The sequence below is a fragment of the Aminobacter sp. J41 genome (genome assembly GCF_000526635.1).
Classification (GTDB): domain Bacteria; phylum Pseudomonadota; class Alphaproteobacteria; order Rhizobiales; family Rhizobiaceae; genus Aerobium.
Map to the genome: position 1 here is coordinate 14400 of NZ_JAGL01000035.1, position 17358 is coordinate 31757.

Sequence of the window (17358 nt, forward strand, 5' to 3'; positions counted from 1 at the left end):
CTGCCGAACCTCCTCCCTCGGCAGGCCTTTTTTTTGCCCTGCGGCTCCTTCCCCAACTTCCTGACGGCTCGACGGCAAGCGCTCGCGTTTTGCCCGCGTCGGTTTTTTCAGCCCAAAGAAAAAGCCCCCGGCCAGTGACCGGGGGCTTCTGCTGGTTCCTGCCCTGAGCCTCAGACGCTTTCCGCGACCGGCTCCTTCGGCTTCACCGGTGCCTCGTGCTCCTGATGCACCAGCTCCTTGCGGGAGATGAAAGTGTAGAACATCGGCACCACGAACAGCGTGAACACCGTGCCGATGATCACGCCGGTGAAGATCACCAGGCCCATCGAGTAACGAGCCGCTGCACCGGCACCGGACGCGATGATCAGCGGGATAACGCCCAGCGACATCGCTGCCGTTGTCATCAGGATCGGACGCAGGCGGACCTTGGCCGAGGCGACGATCGCCTGGAAGCGGTCATAGCCGTGCTCCTCACGCTGCTGATTGGCGAACTCCACCATCAGGATGCCGTGCTTGGTGATCAGGCCGACAAGGGTAATGAGGCCGACCTCCGTGTAGATGTTGAGCGTGCCGAGGCCGAGATTTAGCGGGACCACCGCGCCGAAGATCGAAAGCGGCACCGCCATCATGATGATGAGCGGATCGCGGAAGCTTTCGAACTGCGCCGACAGCACCAAGTAGATCACCACGACAGCGAGCGCGAACGCGATCAGGATCGTGTTGCCCTGCTGGATCTCGAGGCGCGACTGGCCGGAATAGTCGATGAAGAAGCCATCCGGCAGCAGCGGGCGCGCAATGTCCTCGATCACCTTGAGGCCATCACCCGTCGTCACACCAGGCATCGGCAGGGCCGAGATCGTCGCCGAGTTGAGCTGGTTGAACTGCTCGATCGCCGCAGCCGTAACGCCGGTGTTGATCTTCACCACCGCCGACAGCGGCACCATCTCGCCCGTCACGCTGCGAACGAAGAAGTCGCCGAGGCGCTCCGGATTCTCGCGATACTCCTGCGGCACCTGCATGATGATGTCATAAGAGTTCGAGTCGCGGTCGAACTGCGCGATCGCACCGCCACCGACCAGCAGGCTCAGCGTCGAGCCGATCTCGCGCACCGGCAGGTTCAGCGCCGCCGCACGCTCGCGGTCGACGGTGACGACGACCTGCTGCGCATTGTACTTCAACGAGTTCTGCACAACGATGAAGCGGCCGCTTTGCTGCGCTTTCTGGCGGATCTGCTCGGCGACCTCGTAGACACGGCTGGCATCGCCGGTCGACTGGATCACCACGGAGATCGGCAGGCCGCCGCCGGCACCCGGCAGCGACGGAGGCGCGAAAACAAGCGCCTCGATGCCAGCGACGCTGCTGAGGCGTCCCTGGATGTCCTGCTGGATCTCCTTCTGCGAGCGCTCGCGCTCCGCCCAGTCCTTGAGCGCCCAGACGGCGATGCCCGAGTTCGTCGAGCCGCCAAAGCCCGCGATCGAGAAGTTGGCGTCGAGCTCAGGAAGATCCTTCGTCAGGTCGCGCATCTGGTCGATGTAGGCCTTGGTGTAGTCCACCGTCGCGTAAGGCGGCGCGGTGATCAGCGAGAACAGCGCGCCGTTGTCTTCCTCGGGCGCCAGCTCCGAAGAGGTCTTCATGAACAGGAAGCCTGTCAGAGCAACGAGGACCACCACCATCAGCAGCGTTATTGGACGATACTTCAGCGAGCCGGCGACCAGCCGCTCATAGCGGTTGGAGATGCGCTCGAAAGTGTTGTCGACGATCTGCTGGAAGCGGCTGTGACCGCCCTGCTTGAGAATGCGAGCCGACATCATCGGCGTGATCGTCAGCGCGACGAGACCGGAGATGACGACAGCGCCAGCCAGCGTCATCGCGAACTCGCGGAACAGCGAGCCGGTCAGGCCGCCAGTGAAGGCGAGCGGCGCAAACACGGCAGCCAGCGTGATGGTCATCGCAATGACAGGTCCTGTAATCTCCCGCATGCCGGTGAACGCGGCCTGCTTCGGGCTCAATCCCTCCTCGATATGGCGATGGATGTTTTCCACCACCACGATCGCGTCGTCGACGACGAGACCGATCGCCAGCACCATCGCCAGCAGCGACAGCAGGTTGATCGAATAGCCGAGCACGAACAGGATGAAGCAGACGCCGATGAGCGACAGCGGGATCGTGACGATCGGCATCAGCACCGAGCGGAAGGAGCCTAGGAAGAGCAGGATGATCACGATGACGATGACAACCGCCTCGCCGATCGTCTTGAACACCTCCTCGATCGAGGCGCTGATCGACTCGGTCGAGTCGTAGACCAGCGTCAGCGTCATGCCGTCCGGCAGGCTGGTTCGAATCGACGGCAGCTCATCGATCACCGCCTGAGCGGTATCGAGCGGGTTGGCACCCGGCGTCGGGAAGATGCCAAGGAAGGTACCCGGCTGGCCGTTGAAGTTGACGATCGTGTCGGTGCTTTCCGCGGCAAGCTCGATTTCGGCAATGTCACGCAGGCGCACGACATCCGCGCCATTCGCCTTCAACGGCAACGCGCCAAACGCCTCAGGCGTCTGCAGCGTCGACTGCATGGTGATGGCATAGGCGACATAGTCGTTGCGGGTCTTGCCCGGTGCGGCCAGGAAGTTCGCCGCGTTGATGGCCGACATAACTTCGGCTGCGGTCAGGCCGCGCGCCGCGAGCTTGATCGGATCGATCCAAACGCGCATCGAGTAGTTCGCCGCGCCCATGATCTGGACTTCGGCCACACCCGGAATGGTCGACATGCGTGGGCGGATCACACGCTCGAGGTACTCGGTCACCTGCTCGGACGTCATGTTCGGGTTCTGCACCGCAAGGTACATGATCGCGAACTGCATACCGGTACCCTTGACGATCGTCGGGTCCTCGGCGTCCGAGGGCAGCTGGCTGCGCACCTGCTGCACCTTCGACATGACTTCCGTCAGCGCAACGTCGGGGTCCGCGCCGAGACGCATCTGCACCGTCACTACGCTCGCCGACGGACGGCTCTGCGAGGTGACGTAGTCAACGTTCTCTGTGGTCGCCACCGCGGCCGAGATCGGCGCGGTGATGAAGCCCTGGATGAGGTCGGCGCTCGCGCCCGGATAGACCGTCGTGATGGTCACGACGGTTTCCTCGACCTCCGGATACTCGCGCACCTGCAGATTGAAGAGCCCCTGGAACCCCAGGAGCAGGATCAGGAACGCAAGAACGGTCGATAGAACCGGCCTTCGGATGAAGATGCTTGAGAAACTCATTGCTGCGTCGCCTGCTCCGCTTTAGCCAGGCCGTCGGCGGGGTTGAGGGTGTTGTCGATCTTGACGATCGAACCGTTGTTCAGGCGGTTCTGGCCGGCAGTCACGATGATGTCGCCCTCGTTGACGCCCTCGCGGATCTCCGCGCGGTCGCCCGAGCGGCGGCCGATCTGCACGAACACCTGACGCGCCTCGAGCTTCTCCTCTTCGCCTTCCAGCTTGCGTACGACATAGACGTAATCGCCGTAGAGGCTGGTCACGAGCGCGGTCTGTGGCAGCGAGATGACGTTATCCTCGTCCGGCTGGATCACGTTGAGATGCGCGAACTGGCCCGGGGTCAGCTTGCTGTTGGTGTTGACGACCTCCGCGCGGACCGAAACCAGTCGGCTGGACGGATCAACCTTCGGATCGATACCGATGATTTCACCGTCGAACGAGCCTTCCGCGCCCTCAACGGTAACCCGAACCTTCTGGCCGATCGACAGCTGGCTGAGCAGCTGCTCAGGCACGGTGAAGTCGGCATACATACGGTCGAGGTCCTGCAGCGTCGCCACCGAAACGCCCGGCGTCAGATACTCGCCCTCATTGATGCGCGGGATACCTATGGTGCCATCGAACGGCGCGCGCAGCTGCTTCTGGCGCAGCGCAGCTTCAAGACGGTCAACCTGTGCAGCCGAAGCTTCGGCTGCAGCTTCCGCTGCTTGCAGTGCCGAGTTCGAGCCAACCTGCCGATCACGCAGTTCAACGGCACGAGTCAGCGTCTGGCGGTCGAGATTCGCCTGCGCCTTCGCGGCCGCAAGGTCCGCGCGCTGAATCGAATCGTCGAGCTGGACGAGAACATCGCCGCGCTTGACCTTCTGGTTGGCGCGGAAGTTGATCTCCGTGACGATACCGGTCGCCTCAACCGTCAGGTCGACGCCGCGGCTGGCGCGGATGGTACCGATTGCCTCGATGACCGGGCTCCACTTGTCGGCCTTGGCCTCGACAGTGGAGACAGTCACGACGGCAACAGGCATATTGGCAAAGAAGTTCTCGATCGCCTGATCGCGGAATCTGTTGAATCCGACGAGGCCGCCGACAAGGGCTGCAAGGAGAATGATCGCGATGACTAAGCGTTTGATCATAAGTGGTGACGCTCGCTGGTTTCGTCAGTCTGGGCGCGCAAAGGGGCGAAACTGCTCGTTTTCTGCCTGCGCGAGTAGGTAGCGCGTCGTGTACCCTCTGCGCGATTAAGTCAACCGTAACCCACAGGACTAGGCTCACCTTTCGCCAGAAGGTTCAAAATCCCTGAAGAAGAGGATGAGGGCAAGCCCTGATCGTTCCGCACAGCACAAGCCTGAGCGAAGCATCAGCACAAGAGGCGCTCTATCGTTTCGAAAGAGGGATGGAGAGATGGTGCCCAGAGACGGATTTGAACCGCCGACACTGCGATTTTCAGTCGCATGCTCTACCAACTGAGCTATCTGGGCATCCTTCGGAAACTCTTGGAGTTTCCCGCTTCGGCGGTGTTGGCTGACCGCCGAAAACGCGTGGGTTATAGCATGAGTTTTTCGACTGTCCAGCGCCTTGAGCGGACTTTTTCAGCTATTTTTTCAAAAGGCTGAAAACGGCGCAAAACTGGGGAAAACTCAGCCCTGCTCGTCCTCCGAGCCGCTGTCTTCCTCGGTTGCAGGAATGACGTAAGACCCGGTGAGCCACCGGTTCAGGTCGATATCCTTGCAGCGGGGAGAGCAAAACGGGTAGTCGGCGCGAGTCGCCGGCTTCCCGCATTCGGGACACTTCCGCCGCGGACGCAGCGGAGTGACCTTCTCCAAATTGGAATCGCCAGTCATCTTTAAACCTTTGCGCCGGCGCGCCAGTTTGCCAGCACCTTATAGCCGTCGGCGGCCAGCAAGCCGATCGTCTCCTGCAGCGGCAAGCCGACGATGTTGGTGTACGAGCCGACGATCTTGACGACGAAGCTGCCGGCTAGCCCCTGCACGGCATAACCGCCGGCCTTGCCGCGCCATTCCCCGGAAGCGAGGTAGGCTTCGAGCTCTTCTGAAGAGAGACGCTTGAAGCGCACGCGCGTCTCTACGAGTCGCTGGCGCACCTTGCCTGCCGGATTGATCATGCACACGCCAGTATAGACGCGGTGCGAACGGCCTGACAGCAGGCGAAGGCAATAGGCTGCCTCGTCGCTGACCTCGGCCTTCGGCAGGATGCGCCGGCCGACCGAAACGACGGTATCGGCAGCGAGGATGAAGGCGTCCGTCGGCGCGCCTTCCTTCTGCAGCATCTCCAGCGCTGTCTCGGCCTTGGAGCGGCTGAGTCGCTTTGCCAGCGAGCGCGGATGCTCCGCGCGCAGCGGCGTTTCGTCGAGTTCGGCGGGAAGCAGCCGATCGGGCTCGATGCCGGCCTGCTGAAGAAGCTCGATCCTTCGCGGCGACGCGCTCGCCAACACCAGCTTCTGGGGTACGGTCATTGCAGGCCCCGTCGACTTGCGGGAGGGGTAGCGGAGCTACTTGAAGCGGTAGGTGATACGACCCTTCGTCAGGTCGTACGGGGTCATCTCGACCAGCACCTTGTCTCCGGTCAGAACGCGAATGCGATTCTTGCGCATGCGGCCGGCGGTGTGGGCAATGATTTCGTGATCATTTTCGAGTTTGACCCTGAACATCGCATTCGGCAGCAATTCAGTGACCACGCCCGGAAACTCGAGTACTTCTTCCTTCGGCATCCGATACCTTTATGTTGGAACGATTGGGCCGGCGCGCGGCCAGCCTAAATTTTGCGCGGAACCTATACGATCGCGCCCGATTTGTGAACACGCTTAATTGCCGGGCGGTTCCCTGCCCGTCCTGGCGAACCTTTCGCGAATTCGCGCCTCGAGCCGGTCGCGGACGTCGCGGTAGGCTTCCATGATCCGGTCCCGCGTGCCCGTGGCAGTCGATGGATCGGCCGTCGGCCAGTACTCGACTTCTACCGCCATGGACCGGGTCAGTTCAAGCGCGGCATGATGCGCCTGCGGGGAAAGCGTGACGATCATTTCGAAATAATCGTCTTCCATGTCATCGAGCCGCTGCGGCTGGCGCTCGCCAAGCGAAAGCCCCTTCTCCGCCAGCACCGCGTCCACGAACGGATCGCGCTGCCCTGCCCTCACCCCGGCAGAAGCGATGAACACGCCCTGCGGCAGGACCTCTCGCGCAAGCACCTCCGCCATTGGCGAACGAATAGCGTTCATGCCGCACAAGAACAGGAGGGAGCGGGGAAGCACTGCCTCACCCTCCATGTTTAACCCCGCCAATGCAGCACGCACACCAGCGTGAACAGACGCCGGGCCGTATTGAAGTCGACCTCGATCTTGCCCTTAAGGCGATCCATCAGGGTCTGGGAACCTTCGTTGTGCAGGCCGCGCCTGCCCATGTCGATCGCCTCAATCTGCGACGGCGTCGAGGAGCGGATTGCCTCGTAGTAGCTTTCGCAAATCAGGAAATAGTCCTTCACCACGCGCCGGAACGGCGTCAGCGACAAGATATGCGTGACAACCGGCTCGCCATTCTCGCGGGACACGGAGAAGACGAGCTTTGCGCTGACCAGCGAAAGCTTCAGCTTGTAGGGCCCGTTACCGGAATCGCCGGCGGGTCTGAAGGAATTGTCTTCGATCAGATCGAAGATAGCGACCGCCCGCTCATGCTCGACGTCGGGTGTGGAGCGCCCGATCGATTCGTCCAGCTCCACATCGACCAGCCTCGCATTGCGGGGGTCGCAGCTCATGGGTCATCCTTCGGGGTTGAGCCTGATCGCGACCGACGCCGCGTGGCCGCCAAGATTCTCCGCCTTGGCAAGCGTGATCGCAGCCGGACCGATCTGTCGCAGCTGGTCCGGGCCAAGCTTCAGGAGCGACGTGCGCTTGACGAACTCGAGCACGGTGAGGCCCGACGAGAAGCGAGCCGAACGCGCGGTCGGCAGAACGTGATTGGTGCCGCCGACATAGTCGCCGATCACTTCCGGCGTGTAACGGCCAATGAAAATCGCGCCTGCATTGCGGATCTTCGGCAGGTAGTCTTCAGCCTCGTCGAAGGCGAGTTCGAGATGCTCGGCGGCGATGCGGTTTGCGAGCGGCACCGCGGCGTCGAGATCCGGAACCAGGATGATCGCGCCATAGTCGCGCCAGCTCTGCGCTGCCGTCTCGCCGCGCGGGAGAATCGAGATCTGCCGGGCAACTTCCTTCTCAACCGCACTGGCGAAGGCTGCGTCATTGGTAATCAGGATCGACTGGGCCGCCGTGTCGTGCTCGGCCTGCGCGATGAGGTCCGAGGCGATCCAGGCCGGATCATTCGAGCCATCCGCAATCACCAGCACCTCCGACGGGCCAGCAATCATGTCGATGCCAACGGTGCCGAACACGCGGCGCTTGGCAGCCGCGACGAAGGCGTTCCCCGGGCCGACGATCTTCGCGACCGGCGCAATCGTCTCCGTACCATAGGCGAGAGCCGCGACAGCCTGCGCGCCGCCGACGCGATAGATTTCCGAAACGCCGGCGAGCTTCGCCGCCGCCAGAACCAGCGGGTTCAGCACGCCATCCGGTGACGGCACCACCATCACCAGCCGCTCGACGCCAGCCACCTTGGCCGGCACCGCGTTCATCAGCACCGAGCTCGGATAGCTCGCAGTGCCGCCCGGAACATAAAGGCCCACCGACTCGACCGCCGTCCAGCGCGAGCCGAGCTCGACGCCGATCGGGTCGACATAGCGGTCATCCGCCGGCATCTGCCGGGCATGGTGCGCCCAGATGCGCTTGTGCGCTAGCTCGAGCGCCTGGCGCGTCTCCTCGTCGATCGATGCCGCCGCGGCCTCGACCTCTTCCTCCGTCACCCGGATGCCAATCTCGGACAGGTCCAGCCGGTCGAACTTCTTCGTATAGTCGATCAGCGCCTTGTCGCCCTCGGCGCGCACGCGCTCGATGATGTCGCGCACGATGACGTCGACATCCTCCGACACCTCGCGCTTGGTGGCGAGGAAGGCGGCAAACCTGGTTTCGAAGTCGGGTTCGGAAAAATCGAGACGAAGCGGCATTCGCGGAGTTCCTGTTCAGCCCTTGTGTTGCGGGCGCGACAGCGCCTCCCAGGCGCCGCCGAGGTCCGCCATGCGGGCTTCAATATAGTCGACGTCGAGGCGTATGGCCGCCTCGCCGGAGAAGGTCAATTCGATGACGCCGGCCGGAGCTTCCGGACCGGGCTCGAAACGGATGGCAAGCAGCGACAGCACCTCGTCGCCCTTGGCGCGGGAAAAGCCAGTGCTCTTGACGGCACGGACCCCCTCGAAGTGCATCACCGCCTGGCGGCGTTCGTTGCGCTTGAAGAAAAGGCCGCGCTTGCCGGCCTCCCAAGCAAAACGGTTCATCGGAACAATGAAGCGCTTTTCACTCGCGGTGTAGCTCAGATCGGCAACCTTGAGCACGGCATCTTGCACGTGCGCCGAGATGATCTCGAGATCCTGATTGTCTAGAGCAACAAGCTTCAGTTGAGACATGGTGCAAAGCTATCCGGATGGCTGCGCGGGACTATTCCGGTGTTAGGCTGTCTTCAACGACAGCGCAACACCAGCACGAGCCGTCAGTAGCCGCAACCGGCGGAAAAATCAGGAGCTGAGGCGCTCGATGATCGCTCCGCAGCCCGAAAGCTTCTCCTCCAGCCGCTCGAAGCCGCGGTCGAGGTGATAGACGCGGTTGACGATCGTCTCGCCCTCGGCGGCAAGGCCGGCAATGACCAGCGACACGGATGCGCGCAGGTCGGTCGCCATCACCGGCGCGCCCTTGAGGCGATCGACGCCATCGACGATCGCGGTCTGGCCTGACAGCGTGATCTTCGCGCCAAGGCGCGCCAGCTCCTGCACGTGCATGAAGCGGTTCTCGAAGATCGTCTCGGTGATGTGCGAGCGGCCCTTGGCCTTTGTCATCAGGCCCATGAACTGCGCCTGCAGGTCGGTCGGGAAGCCGGGGAACGGCGCGGTCGTGATGTCGACCGGCTCAATGCCGGAGCCATTGCGGCGCACGCGGATGCCGGAGTTGAGCTCGGTGATCTCGGTGCCCGTCGCGGCGATTGCTTCCAGCGCGCTTTCAAGCAGATCCGCCCGCGCGCCTTCCAGCACGACGTCGCCGCCGGTCATGGCAACGGCCATCGCATAGGTGCCGGTCTCGATTCGGTCCGGGATCACCTGGTGAGTCGCGCCCGACAGCGAGGTGACGCCATCGATGGTGATGGTCGAGGTCCCTGCCCCGTAAATCTTCGCGCCCATCGCGTTGAGGCACTCGGCGAGATTGACGACTTCCGGCTCGCGGGCGGCGTTCTCGAGGATCGTCTGGCCCTGCGCGAGGCTCGCAGCCATCATCAGCACGTGGGTCGCACCGACAGACACCTTCGGGAAAGCATAGCGCGCGCCGATCAGCCCCTTAGGAGCGCGGGCACGTACATAGCCTTGCTCGATCTCGATCTCGGCGCCCAGCGCGGCGAGACCCTCGATGAAGAGGTCGACAGGGCGCGTGCCGATCGCGCAGCCGCCCGGCAGCGACACATTCGCCTCGCCCATGCGGGCGAGCAGCGGCCCGATCACCCAGAAGGAGGCGCGCATCTTCGACACCAGCTCATAGGGAGCAGTCGTGTCGACGATATTCTTCGCCGTGAAATTCACCGTGCGCGAATAGCCGGCGCTCTGCGCCTCGCGGCGGCCATTGACCGAGAAATCCGCGCCGTGATTGCCCAGGATGCGCGTCAGCTGCTCGACGTCGGCCAGGTGCGGCACGTTTTCGAGCGTCAGCGTGTCCTTCGTCAGGAGCGAGGCGATCATCAGCGGCAGCGCTGCGTTCTTCGCGCCCGAGATCGGGATGCTGCCATTCAGCTCATTCCCGCCAACAATCCTGATGCGATCCATGGGTCATCCCCTCTGCCGGCGCGAGGCCCCGGCGTTTCGTGGTTGGAGCCGGACGCTCTATCCGTCCTGGCAGCCGCGTTCAACAAATTAGCGGAAGAATGACGCTTCCCGCCCGCGCCGGAGCCCTCATCCGTTGCTCCGCTCGGCGCCCTCATTCTCCTGCAGCAGCCCGTCAGGCCGCGAATCAGCTTCACCTACCCGCCGGGACCGGGCCTGAGCCTTGCGGCGCATGAGATTCGCACGCAACTGCTCTGCGAGCCGCTTGCGCCGCTCATCCTTTTGACTCGCCTGCTTGCGCTTCTGATCGTCTTGGGAGGTCAAAACCGGGGTCTCCGCTAGGGATCAATTGTGTCGTTCTGGCGACGCGAGCCTATAGCAGATCGCGCTTTTTGCACAAAGTGTGCGGTCAATCACAAAAGGTGCGAAAGGGTGCTTGCGCAACGCGATTCTCTGTGGCAGAAGGCCGCCACACTCAAACACCGGCTGCGGTAGCTCAGTGGTAGAGCACTCCCTTGGTAAGGGAGAGGTCGAGAGTTCAATCCTCTCTCGCAGCACCATCCCCAAGCCATTGAATTCACTCAAATCCTTGAGTTGTAAGGATTCCTCAACTGCCCGACAGGTACACAAGGGCAGTACACATGGTCCTTCGCATGGCTCGGCCGCATAAAGACAAAGCAACCGGAATCTACTGGTACCGTCAGCGCGTCCCAGTCGCGATTCAACCTATCGTCGGCCGGACGATCGTAAAGATCAGTCTCCGCACGCGTGACCCCGCGATCGCGAAGATTGAGCATGCCCGCGTTGCTGCCGAGGTAACGGAGCGATGGGCGAGACTCGCAGAAGGTCGGCGGAGTCTGTCTCATCGTGAAGCCGAGGGGATAGCAGGAGAGATTTACCGAACCTTCGTCGAGACGCACGAGGAGGACCCAGACAAGGTTCCAGTCCGACACGGAGCTCTCATGCTCGATCAGGCTTTTCTGCGGCCGGGCAGCGTTCGAATTCTGCCGATGGGGATGAACCCGGTTGCGACCAGGGCCCTGCTGGACCGCCTTGCCGTGAGTCGCAATGCACCCATCGTGGACACTTGGCTTCAGAGCAGAGGGATTCTGCTAGATAGCGATAGCCGGACCAAGGTCGGCCTCGCGGTGGATAAGGCGATCCTTCAGGCCCGCGAACATCTAGAACGCATGGCAGCAGGTGACTACCGTGAGGACCCTGACGCCACACGCTTCCCCAAGCTCAACCTCGACACGAAAAGAAGGCAGACAGCCGACATTGGCAAACGTGGCACCCTCAGGGTGTTCGATGACTACGCTAAAGACCACGAAATCACCGAGAGCACCCGAAGGCGTTGGCGCCCGATAGTTGAGAAGGTCGCTGACGAGGTTCCGGACCTTGGGGAGTTGACTCCGGACTGGTTGATCGACTGGAAGGATCGCCTTATCAAGGAGGGAGTAGGGAAGCGCACCATCCGCGACGTTCATCTGACTGCGATGCGGGCCATGTGCAATTGGGCAGTCAAGCATCGCCGCATTCCCGTTAGCCCGGTTTCCGGCATCAGCCAAAGAGTCAAGAAGAAGCAGCAGCTGCGCGAGCGCGGGTACACGGACGAGGAAGCCCGAACGATTCTGCGAGCAGCGCTGGGCGCGCAGCCTAAAGGTTTGTCTCCCCACTATAGAAGGGCCCGCCGTTGGGTCCCTTGGATATGCGCCTATACTGGCGCAAGAGTTGGAGAAATAAGCCAACTTCGGAAGGAGGATGTCCAGCTGCGCCGAAAAACGTGGATGATCCACATTACGCCGGAAGCTGGTACCAACAAGACGAACACAGCCAGATGGGTGCCAGTTCATGCCGCTCTTCTTCAAGAAGGCTTCATAGATTTCGTGCAAGCTGCGGCTCAAGGTCCCCTTTTCTATGACCCAAGACTGAGTCGCGGAGGCAAGATGCCTCTTGCTGATCGTGTAGGTGGTCACCTGTCCACGTGGGTTCGCCGGGACGTGAAAGTCACGGATCCTGCGATTCAGCCAAACCACGCTTGGCGCCACAGGATGAAGACTTTGAGCCGAACCCATGACATGCGCGAGGATGCCACGCGCTACATCCAAGGCCATGCTCCCAGGGCCGAGGACGAGCGATACGGCGACCACAAGCCTGAGTCACTCGTGCGGGAAATCTCGAAAATACCAGTATTGGATCTGAATGCAGACGGCCTTAACGACGAAAGCTCGTAAGGTCGTAATTAGCCCTGCGGGTGTTCCCATTTAGTGGTGCCGACTATGACCCGATGTTCGAAGGGCAAAAACAACGCATGAGAGCCGCCGAACTGACGCGGTGTGTCCAAGCTCATCAATAATCTGCTGACGATCTGCTCGCGTTCACGAACCCGACGCTGGACGCTTGCTGAAAGGCGGCGTCCAATAAACACGTCGCCCCTCTAAGGGATAGGCCCCTTGCGGGCGGCGCGTTGTTGCGAGGTTGCCATGCTGCTGAACTATCCACAAGCCAACACGTCCCGTGATGTGAGCGTATGAGCCCGGGGCCCGGATTTGACTCGGCCGCCCGATGCTCTTCCTCTTGGGTGGGGCGCCAACAGCGGCATTCCTCAGAATTATCGGCCGACTGGAAACCAGGGCACCCGGATCGTCCGCTGAGCTTCCGTTGGAAGGCTGATTACAAGGCGCTGGCGAGTGTTTTATCCCTCCCGGCGTGCAAGTCACGACGCGGCGAACGGGCTATGGCTTCGATTATCTTCGACGCTGCGTTGTCTGCTCGAGAAGACTCAGAGCGGCGGATTTCCTACAGTCGCCGAAAGGCCTTCTATTCGGCAGTCGGGCGCTACAACGGAACTGACTACGGCTATGAAACGGTGGTGCCTGCTATCGATGCCCTAGTCGAGGCTGGATTGCTCATCGAGCACAACAAGATGCGTGGTGGCCCCAGCGGAACGGGTGTCCAATCCTCCTTCCGCCCCGCGCCCGGACTTGCCGAAATCGTGCTTCCCAAGCCCGATTACCGCGTCGGCGAGCTTATCCGTCTGAAGGACATGAACGGCACCCTGGTCAGTTATCGTGATACCGAGCGGACCTCACGGGATCGGCGCTTCCTTGAAGCCGTGAACAGGCATATCGCAGATGTCGACATCCGGCTCGGCCACATCAATGGCGTCAAGATGGACGAAAATAGGGGAGCAATCTTCTTCCCCGGATTTCTCCAATGGATGGACGAAGGGTTCGGCGATCATACCGTCTACACCCGGATGAACGAGCTCTACCGTGTCTACAATGGCAACTGGACGCAGGGCGGGCGGTTCTATGGTGGCTGGTGGCAGCAGGTACGAGGCTGTGATCGTCAGCACCTGCTGATCGACGGCGCAGCGACCATCGAACTTGACTACCAGATGTTGCACCCCAGGCTGCTCTACGCGTTTGCCGGACAGAAGCTGGCGGGCGACGCCTATACGCTGGATGGTTGGGACAGGAAGGTGTGCAAACGCGCCTTCAACATATTGCTCAACGCGAGCAATTATCCCCAGGCGGTCGGAGCGATCCTTCCCCATGTCGACAACAACCGGCGGTTGGCGGTTGCGTTGATTGCCGAGATGAAAAGGCGCCATGCACCTGTCGCGAGTTCCTTCCACTCGGGTGCAGGGCTACGGCTCCAAAACGTCGATGCTGAGATGTTGAAGTGGGTTCTAAGACATCTAACTTTGCGCGACGGTATCACCGTGCTGCCGATTCACGACAGCTTCATCGTCGAGAAAAAGTATCAGCTCGTCCTTGCGTCGGCAATGGATGAAGCGTTGGCAAGGGCAACGGTATGCGTCGGAGATTAGCCAGTCACTTCAAATGGATGGTCTGGAATCTACCCACATAGGGAACTACAGTTCTGGGAGGGCGGTATGGGGAGGAGCCTCCCTCCCGTACGAACCTAGTTGGAAACGAAACCGCACCCTTCCAGTCTTCGCCCCACCGATCCGTCCCGCCGCTCCCGGTTCGACGTCTGGATTGGACTGGGCGTCCACCGCCTCGATCCCACGTCGGAAGCTCGCAAAGCGGTAGCCTATCCTCGTAGCCAACCATCGCGGGAATTGCAGATTCAATCGTCTATGGCGATGAAGCAGCCGGAGCGGCTCTGCCATTATCCGACACGGTGCTAGAGGGAGGACAGCCCCAAATCGTGGTCAAACGGGCTGACCATGGCCCCCACCAGCATTCCTCAATCCTGCAAACCGGACGCGGGTTCTCTCCGACGATTTGAATCGCGTTGCAGGCCAGCCGCTTAAAGAACAGCCAACGATTGATTATCTGAATGGACGTAACCGGCGATTCCGACGATTGTCGGCTCAGGACAGTACGATCTAGCCGTCGAGAAGTTCGGGCTCATCCATCCAGTCATACGATGGCAGGCTCGAAAGTAGTAGCCTGCCACGGCGACTTGCCGGAAGCGGCAGTCTCAACGCCTTCTCGTAGTCGTACTCTGTTCCAGTCAGTATGCCATGAATCGCCAATCCTACCGCTCGCGCCATAATAGGGGGCAGCGCATTGGCAATCTGGCGTCGGCGAGATCGCGCGGACCCGTGAAAGACCCAGTCGTCGGGAAAGCCCTGCAGCCGTGCGCCCATTCCCAGCGTCAGTCGAAACTTGGCGTCGAAGGGATGATCTGGACCCGGAGCAGCGTCTCCAAGCTCCACCCAGTCGATGCCCAGTTTCGCCCAGTCCTCCTGTCGGGATTTGGAGCAGAAACCCTGTCTGCCAGATTTCTCCGAAGCGCCGACGATCGTGTAGGCCTGTTTGGTAGCTACGTTCTTCGCCCAGTGTCTGGCTCCCGGCCAACCATTCGCTGCGACGAGATCGTAGATGGCCTCTCCAAGTGCCGTTTCCCACTGTGGAAAGGCCGGGGGCATTTGAAACTGGGCGATCGGCAGGTTGCGGAAGCCGATGAACGCGATCCTTGGCCTCAGTTGCGCTAGGCCGAGATCTTTTCCAGAGAAGGAGTAGATGCGGTTGTCGTAACCCAAGGCACTGAACTTGTCGTGCAGTTCCGCCCGATAAGCTGCGGCCGGCTTGTCGCCAAAGCCAGATACGTTTTCGAAGAAGAATGCCCTCGGTCTGACCTCTTCAACGATCCGGACTGCTTCCAAGAATAGATCCCGATCATCAGCCTTACCCTTCTGGCTACCGGCACGGGAATGGGGCTGGCATGGAACCCCGCCTGCGACTAGGTCGACCTGGCCCCGATAGGGACGGAAATCCACTGTGGTGATGTCGGAGTTATGAACCGTGCCGAACAGGCCATTGGCCTTCAGGGAAGCAACGGCGTCCTTATTTCGTTCAAATGTTCCTATGGAATCAAAGCCGGCAGCATGAAGTCCAAGCGCCTGACCGCCCGCGCCAGCACAAATTTCCAAGGACCTGAGCCGACCAGCCGGCTTAACGGCTTTCACAGCGGCGGGTAGTGATCCAACGGGGCGCCTGAGCTGGTTGTTGCCGGAACACTTGCCCTCGAACAGCCAGATCAAGCTTTCGATGATAGACCGATCGAGCAGGTTCTCTTCCCTATCGTAGGGAACACCACTCTCCAGGTCGACCGCCTTCCAGGCACCCGTGGCAAGTGAGATCAGGCTATCGTGAGCGCGGGAGAACCTTGCGGCGTCGGGTTGTTTCTCAGCAATGTATCCGTCCCAGGCGGGTGGCAGAAGCGATGTGTCGAACAGGGCTTCAAACTGGGTCAGACACCTCTCGGCAGTTGCCGTCAGGTCCACTCGCCGGTGCCCAAAGTCATCTGCATTAACGGTTCCCTCGATGCCTTCGTTGAAGAGGTCGATTAGTGACTGGACGAAAGGCAGAAACTCTTCACGAAACGCAGACAGGTCCGATTTCGCTTTGCTCTGCGCGGCGCTGCGCAATGCCTTCTCGTGCCGACGTTCTTCGGCAAGGGCTGGGTCGAGTGCTTCAGCATACCTGCGTCGCATCGAACCGACCTCGCTAGAGTGAATGAAATTCCCTTGCGCCATTCGAGCAACAGCATCGTTTCCGACTGTTTCAGGAACCGCGACCAAAGCTTTCATCACGGAAAAGCTGGCTCCAGCTTCCTGAAGCACATCCCGCTGCGTTCCCATCGTTTCGGTCAGTTTGAGATAGGTGGCGACGTCGGCGCGGTCGATGCCCAATTCTGATACAAGTAAAGCCCGCAGATGAGAGCGCGGAAGTAAAGGGGCGATGCTGGCGATCTGTTCCCCGATATCGAGAATGTTCTTTGCGATGGTTTTCCGGCGGCGATGGATAAGATCTGTCACCTTTTTCAGCAAGTCCGGAACCGAAGCCTCCCTCTGGGCTTTCGCAACGGCTTCAGCTTCAGCGTGAGTAGCAGGTTCGTTGACGTCAACGGAGCCGGGGCACGACGCCCCGCGTAGAATCTGCCTGCTATCCGCGAATTCAGTCCCGTTCCTATCCATGTTGCTGCTTTCCCTTGGCTGCAAAAGCAACTTGGATGAGAACCTCCTGCCTTTGACTGAACGTATTTGTTAGAATGCGAGACACCAGTATCGCGGTACATCGGCTTGGGGCCAGACTCAGAGTTCGTGGCCATCGTGATGGGCGCTGCAAAAACGCAGCACCAATTTAGTTTCCGCATCAGCATCCCATCCAAATTCCCTGTTCGGTCCTGCGGAAGTCTGTGGGGCGCGCCATACCCTTGTCATCGCGGACAAGGAGGCGAAGAAACATGCAGACTTGGTTGGATTGGTACGTAGGTGGTGCGAGTTGTTGCCTTAGGGATTTGTGCAGCCGTCACCCGAAAGCGCTGGATACGGTCGACGCTGAATCACGCCGCCGTGCTCTTTCGGATAATGCGGCTGCTGTCCGGCTAATCATCGAGGGTGAACCGCGCCGGGATTGCCGGAGGCTCCCCCTCTTGAGAGTAAGGAGCCATCATGACGAAACGGAACGGCAATACCTATTCACCTGAAGTGCGCGAGCGCGCGGTTCGAATGGTTCTGGAACATCGAGGCGAGTATGCTTCGGAATGGGAAGCGATCAATTCGATCGCCTCGAAGATCGGCTGCACCGGCGAGACGCTTCGCGGTTGGGTGCGCCGTGCTGAGCGCGATGCAGGCATGCGCCCTGGGCCGACGAGCGCGGAGCTGTCGCGGATCAAGGAGCTTGAACGGGAGGTTCGCGAGCTTCGTCAGGCC

General features: G+C 61.0%; 15 protein-coding genes and 2 tRNA genes. 4 read left to right on the plus strand and 13 right to left on the minus strand.

The window, feature by feature from the left end; genetic code table 11:
* Nucleotides 1-170: 170 nt before the first annotated feature.
* From L630_RS0117420 to L630_RS23445, 12 genes are all read right to left on the minus strand, one after another.
* The gene (locus L630_RS0117420; RefSeq protein WP_024849503.1) at nucleotides 171-3257 is read right to left on the minus strand and encodes an efflux RND transporter permease subunit; all 3087 of its coding nucleotides are present in this window, start codon (nucleotides 3255-3257) and stop codon (nucleotides 171-173) included.
* Complete coding sequence (locus L630_RS0117425; RefSeq protein WP_024849504.1) at nucleotides 3254-4378, minus strand: efflux RND transporter periplasmic adaptor subunit; 1125 nt, start codon at nucleotides 4376-4378, stop codon at nucleotides 3254-3256. Before L630_RS0117425 ends, L630_RS0117420 begins: the two co-directional genes overlap by 4 nt.
* A 269-nt stretch (nucleotides 4379-4647) precedes the next feature.
* A tRNA-Phe gene (locus L630_RS0117430) sits at nucleotides 4648-4723 on the minus strand.
* A gap of 159 nt (nucleotides 4724-4882) precedes the next feature.
* Nucleotides 4883-5086 (minus strand): DNA gyrase inhibitor YacG, encoded by a 204-nt coding sequence (gene yacG, locus L630_RS21705; protein ID WP_034330734.1) that lies wholly within the window; start codon nucleotides 5084-5086, stop codon nucleotides 4883-4885.
* 2 nt (nucleotides 5087-5088) lie between these two features.
* Nucleotides 5089-5718, minus strand: coding sequence for a Maf-like protein (locus tag L630_RS0117435; protein ID WP_024849505.1), 630 nt, complete (start codon nucleotides 5716-5718; stop codon nucleotides 5089-5091).
* A gap of 36 nt (nucleotides 5719-5754) precedes the next feature.
* Nucleotides 5755-5973: a translation initiation factor IF-1 gene (gene infA / locus L630_RS0117440; RefSeq protein WP_011579535.1), complete on the minus strand. Its 219-nt coding sequence runs from the start codon at nucleotides 5971-5973 to the stop codon at nucleotides 5755-5757.
* A gap of 93 nt (nucleotides 5974-6066) precedes the next feature.
* A complete protein-coding gene (locus L630_RS0117445; protein WP_051473338.1) occupies nucleotides 6067-6525 on the minus strand; it encodes a low molecular weight phosphatase family protein in 459 nt (152 codons plus the stop codon).
* A gap of 2 nt (nucleotides 6526-6527) precedes the next feature.
* Entirely contained in the window at nucleotides 6528-7010 is a 483-nt protein-coding gene (locus L630_RS0117450) for a UPF0262 family protein (protein ID WP_024849507.1), read from the minus strand.
* 3 nt (nucleotides 7011-7013) lie between these two features.
* Complete coding sequence (gene hisD / locus L630_RS0117455; protein ID WP_024849508.1) at nucleotides 7014-8312, minus strand: histidinol dehydrogenase; 1299 nt, start codon at nucleotides 8310-8312, stop codon at nucleotides 7014-7016.
* A 15-nt stretch (nucleotides 8313-8327) separates the two neighbouring features.
* Entirely contained in the window at nucleotides 8328-8768 is a 441-nt protein-coding gene (locus L630_RS0117460; RefSeq protein WP_024849509.1) for a DUF2948 family protein, read from the minus strand.
* 108 nt (nucleotides 8769-8876) lie between these two features.
* The gene (gene murA / locus L630_RS0117465) at nucleotides 8877-10166 is read right to left on the minus strand and encodes a UDP-N-acetylglucosamine 1-carboxyvinyltransferase (protein ID WP_024849510.1); all 1290 of its coding nucleotides are present in this window, start codon (nucleotides 10164-10166) and stop codon (nucleotides 8877-8879) included.
* Nucleotides 10167-10292: 126 nt separating this feature from the next.
* On the minus strand, nucleotides 10293-10487 hold the full coding sequence (locus tag L630_RS23445) for a hypothetical protein (protein WP_024849511.1): 195 nt from the start codon (nucleotides 10485-10487) through the stop codon (nucleotides 10293-10295).
* Between the two features lie 161 nt (nucleotides 10488-10648).
* Between L630_RS23445 and L630_RS0117475 the strand changes: the two genes are divergently transcribed.
* The 3 genes from L630_RS0117475 (at nucleotide 10649) to L630_RS0117485 (ending at nucleotide 13998) form a co-directional block, all read left to right on the plus strand.
* Nucleotides 10649-10723 (plus strand) — tRNA-Thr (locus L630_RS0117475).
* A gap of 402 nt (nucleotides 10724-11125) precedes the next feature.
* On the plus strand, nucleotides 11126-12397 hold the full coding sequence (locus tag L630_RS22270) for a hypothetical protein (RefSeq protein WP_186445286.1): 1272 nt from the start codon (nucleotides 11126-11128) through the stop codon (nucleotides 12395-12397).
* 503 nt (nucleotides 12398-12900) lie between these two features.
* Nucleotides 12901-13998, plus strand: a complete 1098-nt coding sequence (locus tag L630_RS0117485) for a hypothetical protein (protein ID WP_024849513.1) — start codon at nucleotides 12901-12903, stop codon at nucleotides 13996-13998.
* 525 nt (nucleotides 13999-14523) lie between these two features.
* Here L630_RS0117485 and dcm read toward each other — a convergent pair.
* Complete coding sequence (gene dcm / locus L630_RS22275) at nucleotides 14524-16473, minus strand: DNA (cytosine-5-)-methyltransferase (protein WP_186445287.1); 1950 nt, start codon at nucleotides 16471-16473, stop codon at nucleotides 14524-14526.
* 624 nt (nucleotides 16474-17097) lie between these two features.
* Here dcm and L630_RS0117495 point away from each other — a divergent pair.
* Nucleotides 17098-17358 (plus strand): transposase (locus L630_RS0117495; protein WP_024849515.1); only part of this gene is annotated, 261 nt, incomplete at its 3' end.

Coding starts and splice junctions, on each gene's coding strand:
- L630_RS0117420 (WP_024849503.1), bottom strand. CDS start 3,257: ATGAGTTTCTCAAGCATCTTCATCCGAAGGCCGGTTCTATCGACCGTT.
- L630_RS0117425 (WP_024849504.1), bottom strand. CDS start 4,378: ATGATCAAACGCTTAGTCATCGCGATCATTCTCCTTGCAGCCCTTGTC.
- yacG (WP_034330734.1), bottom strand. CDS start 5,086: ATGACTGGCGATTCCAATTTGGAGAAGGTCACTCCGCTGCGTCCGCGG.
- L630_RS0117435 (WP_024849505.1), bottom strand. CDS start 5,718: ATGACCGTACCCCAGAAGCTGGTGTTGGCGAGCGCGTCGCCGCGAAGG.
- infA (WP_011579535.1), bottom strand. CDS start 5,973: ATGCCGAAGGAAGAAGTACTCGAGTTTCCGGGCGTGGTCACTGAATTG.
- L630_RS0117445 (WP_051473338.1), bottom strand. CDS start 6,525: ATGGAGGGTGAGGCAGTGCTTCCCCGCTCCCTCCTGTTCTTGTGCGGC.
- L630_RS0117450 (WP_024849507.1), bottom strand. CDS start 7,010: ATGAGCTGCGACCCCCGCAATGCGAGGCTGGTCGATGTGGAGCTGGAC.
- hisD (WP_024849508.1), bottom strand. CDS start 8,312: ATGCCGCTTCGTCTCGATTTTTCCGAACCCGACTTCGAAACCAGGTTT.
- L630_RS0117460 (WP_024849509.1), bottom strand. CDS start 8,768: ATGTCTCAACTGAAGCTTGTTGCTCTAGACAATCAGGATCTCGAGATC.
- murA (WP_024849510.1), bottom strand. CDS start 10,166: ATGGATCGCATCAGGATTGTTGGCGGGAATGAGCTGAATGGCAGCATC.
- L630_RS22270 (WP_186445286.1), top strand. CDS start 11,126: ATGCTCGATCAGGCTTTTCTGCGGCCGGGCAGCGTTCGAATTCTGCCG.
- L630_RS0117485 (WP_024849513.1), top strand. CDS start 12,901: ATGGCTTCGATTATCTTCGACGCTGCGTTGTCTGCTCGAGAAGACTCA.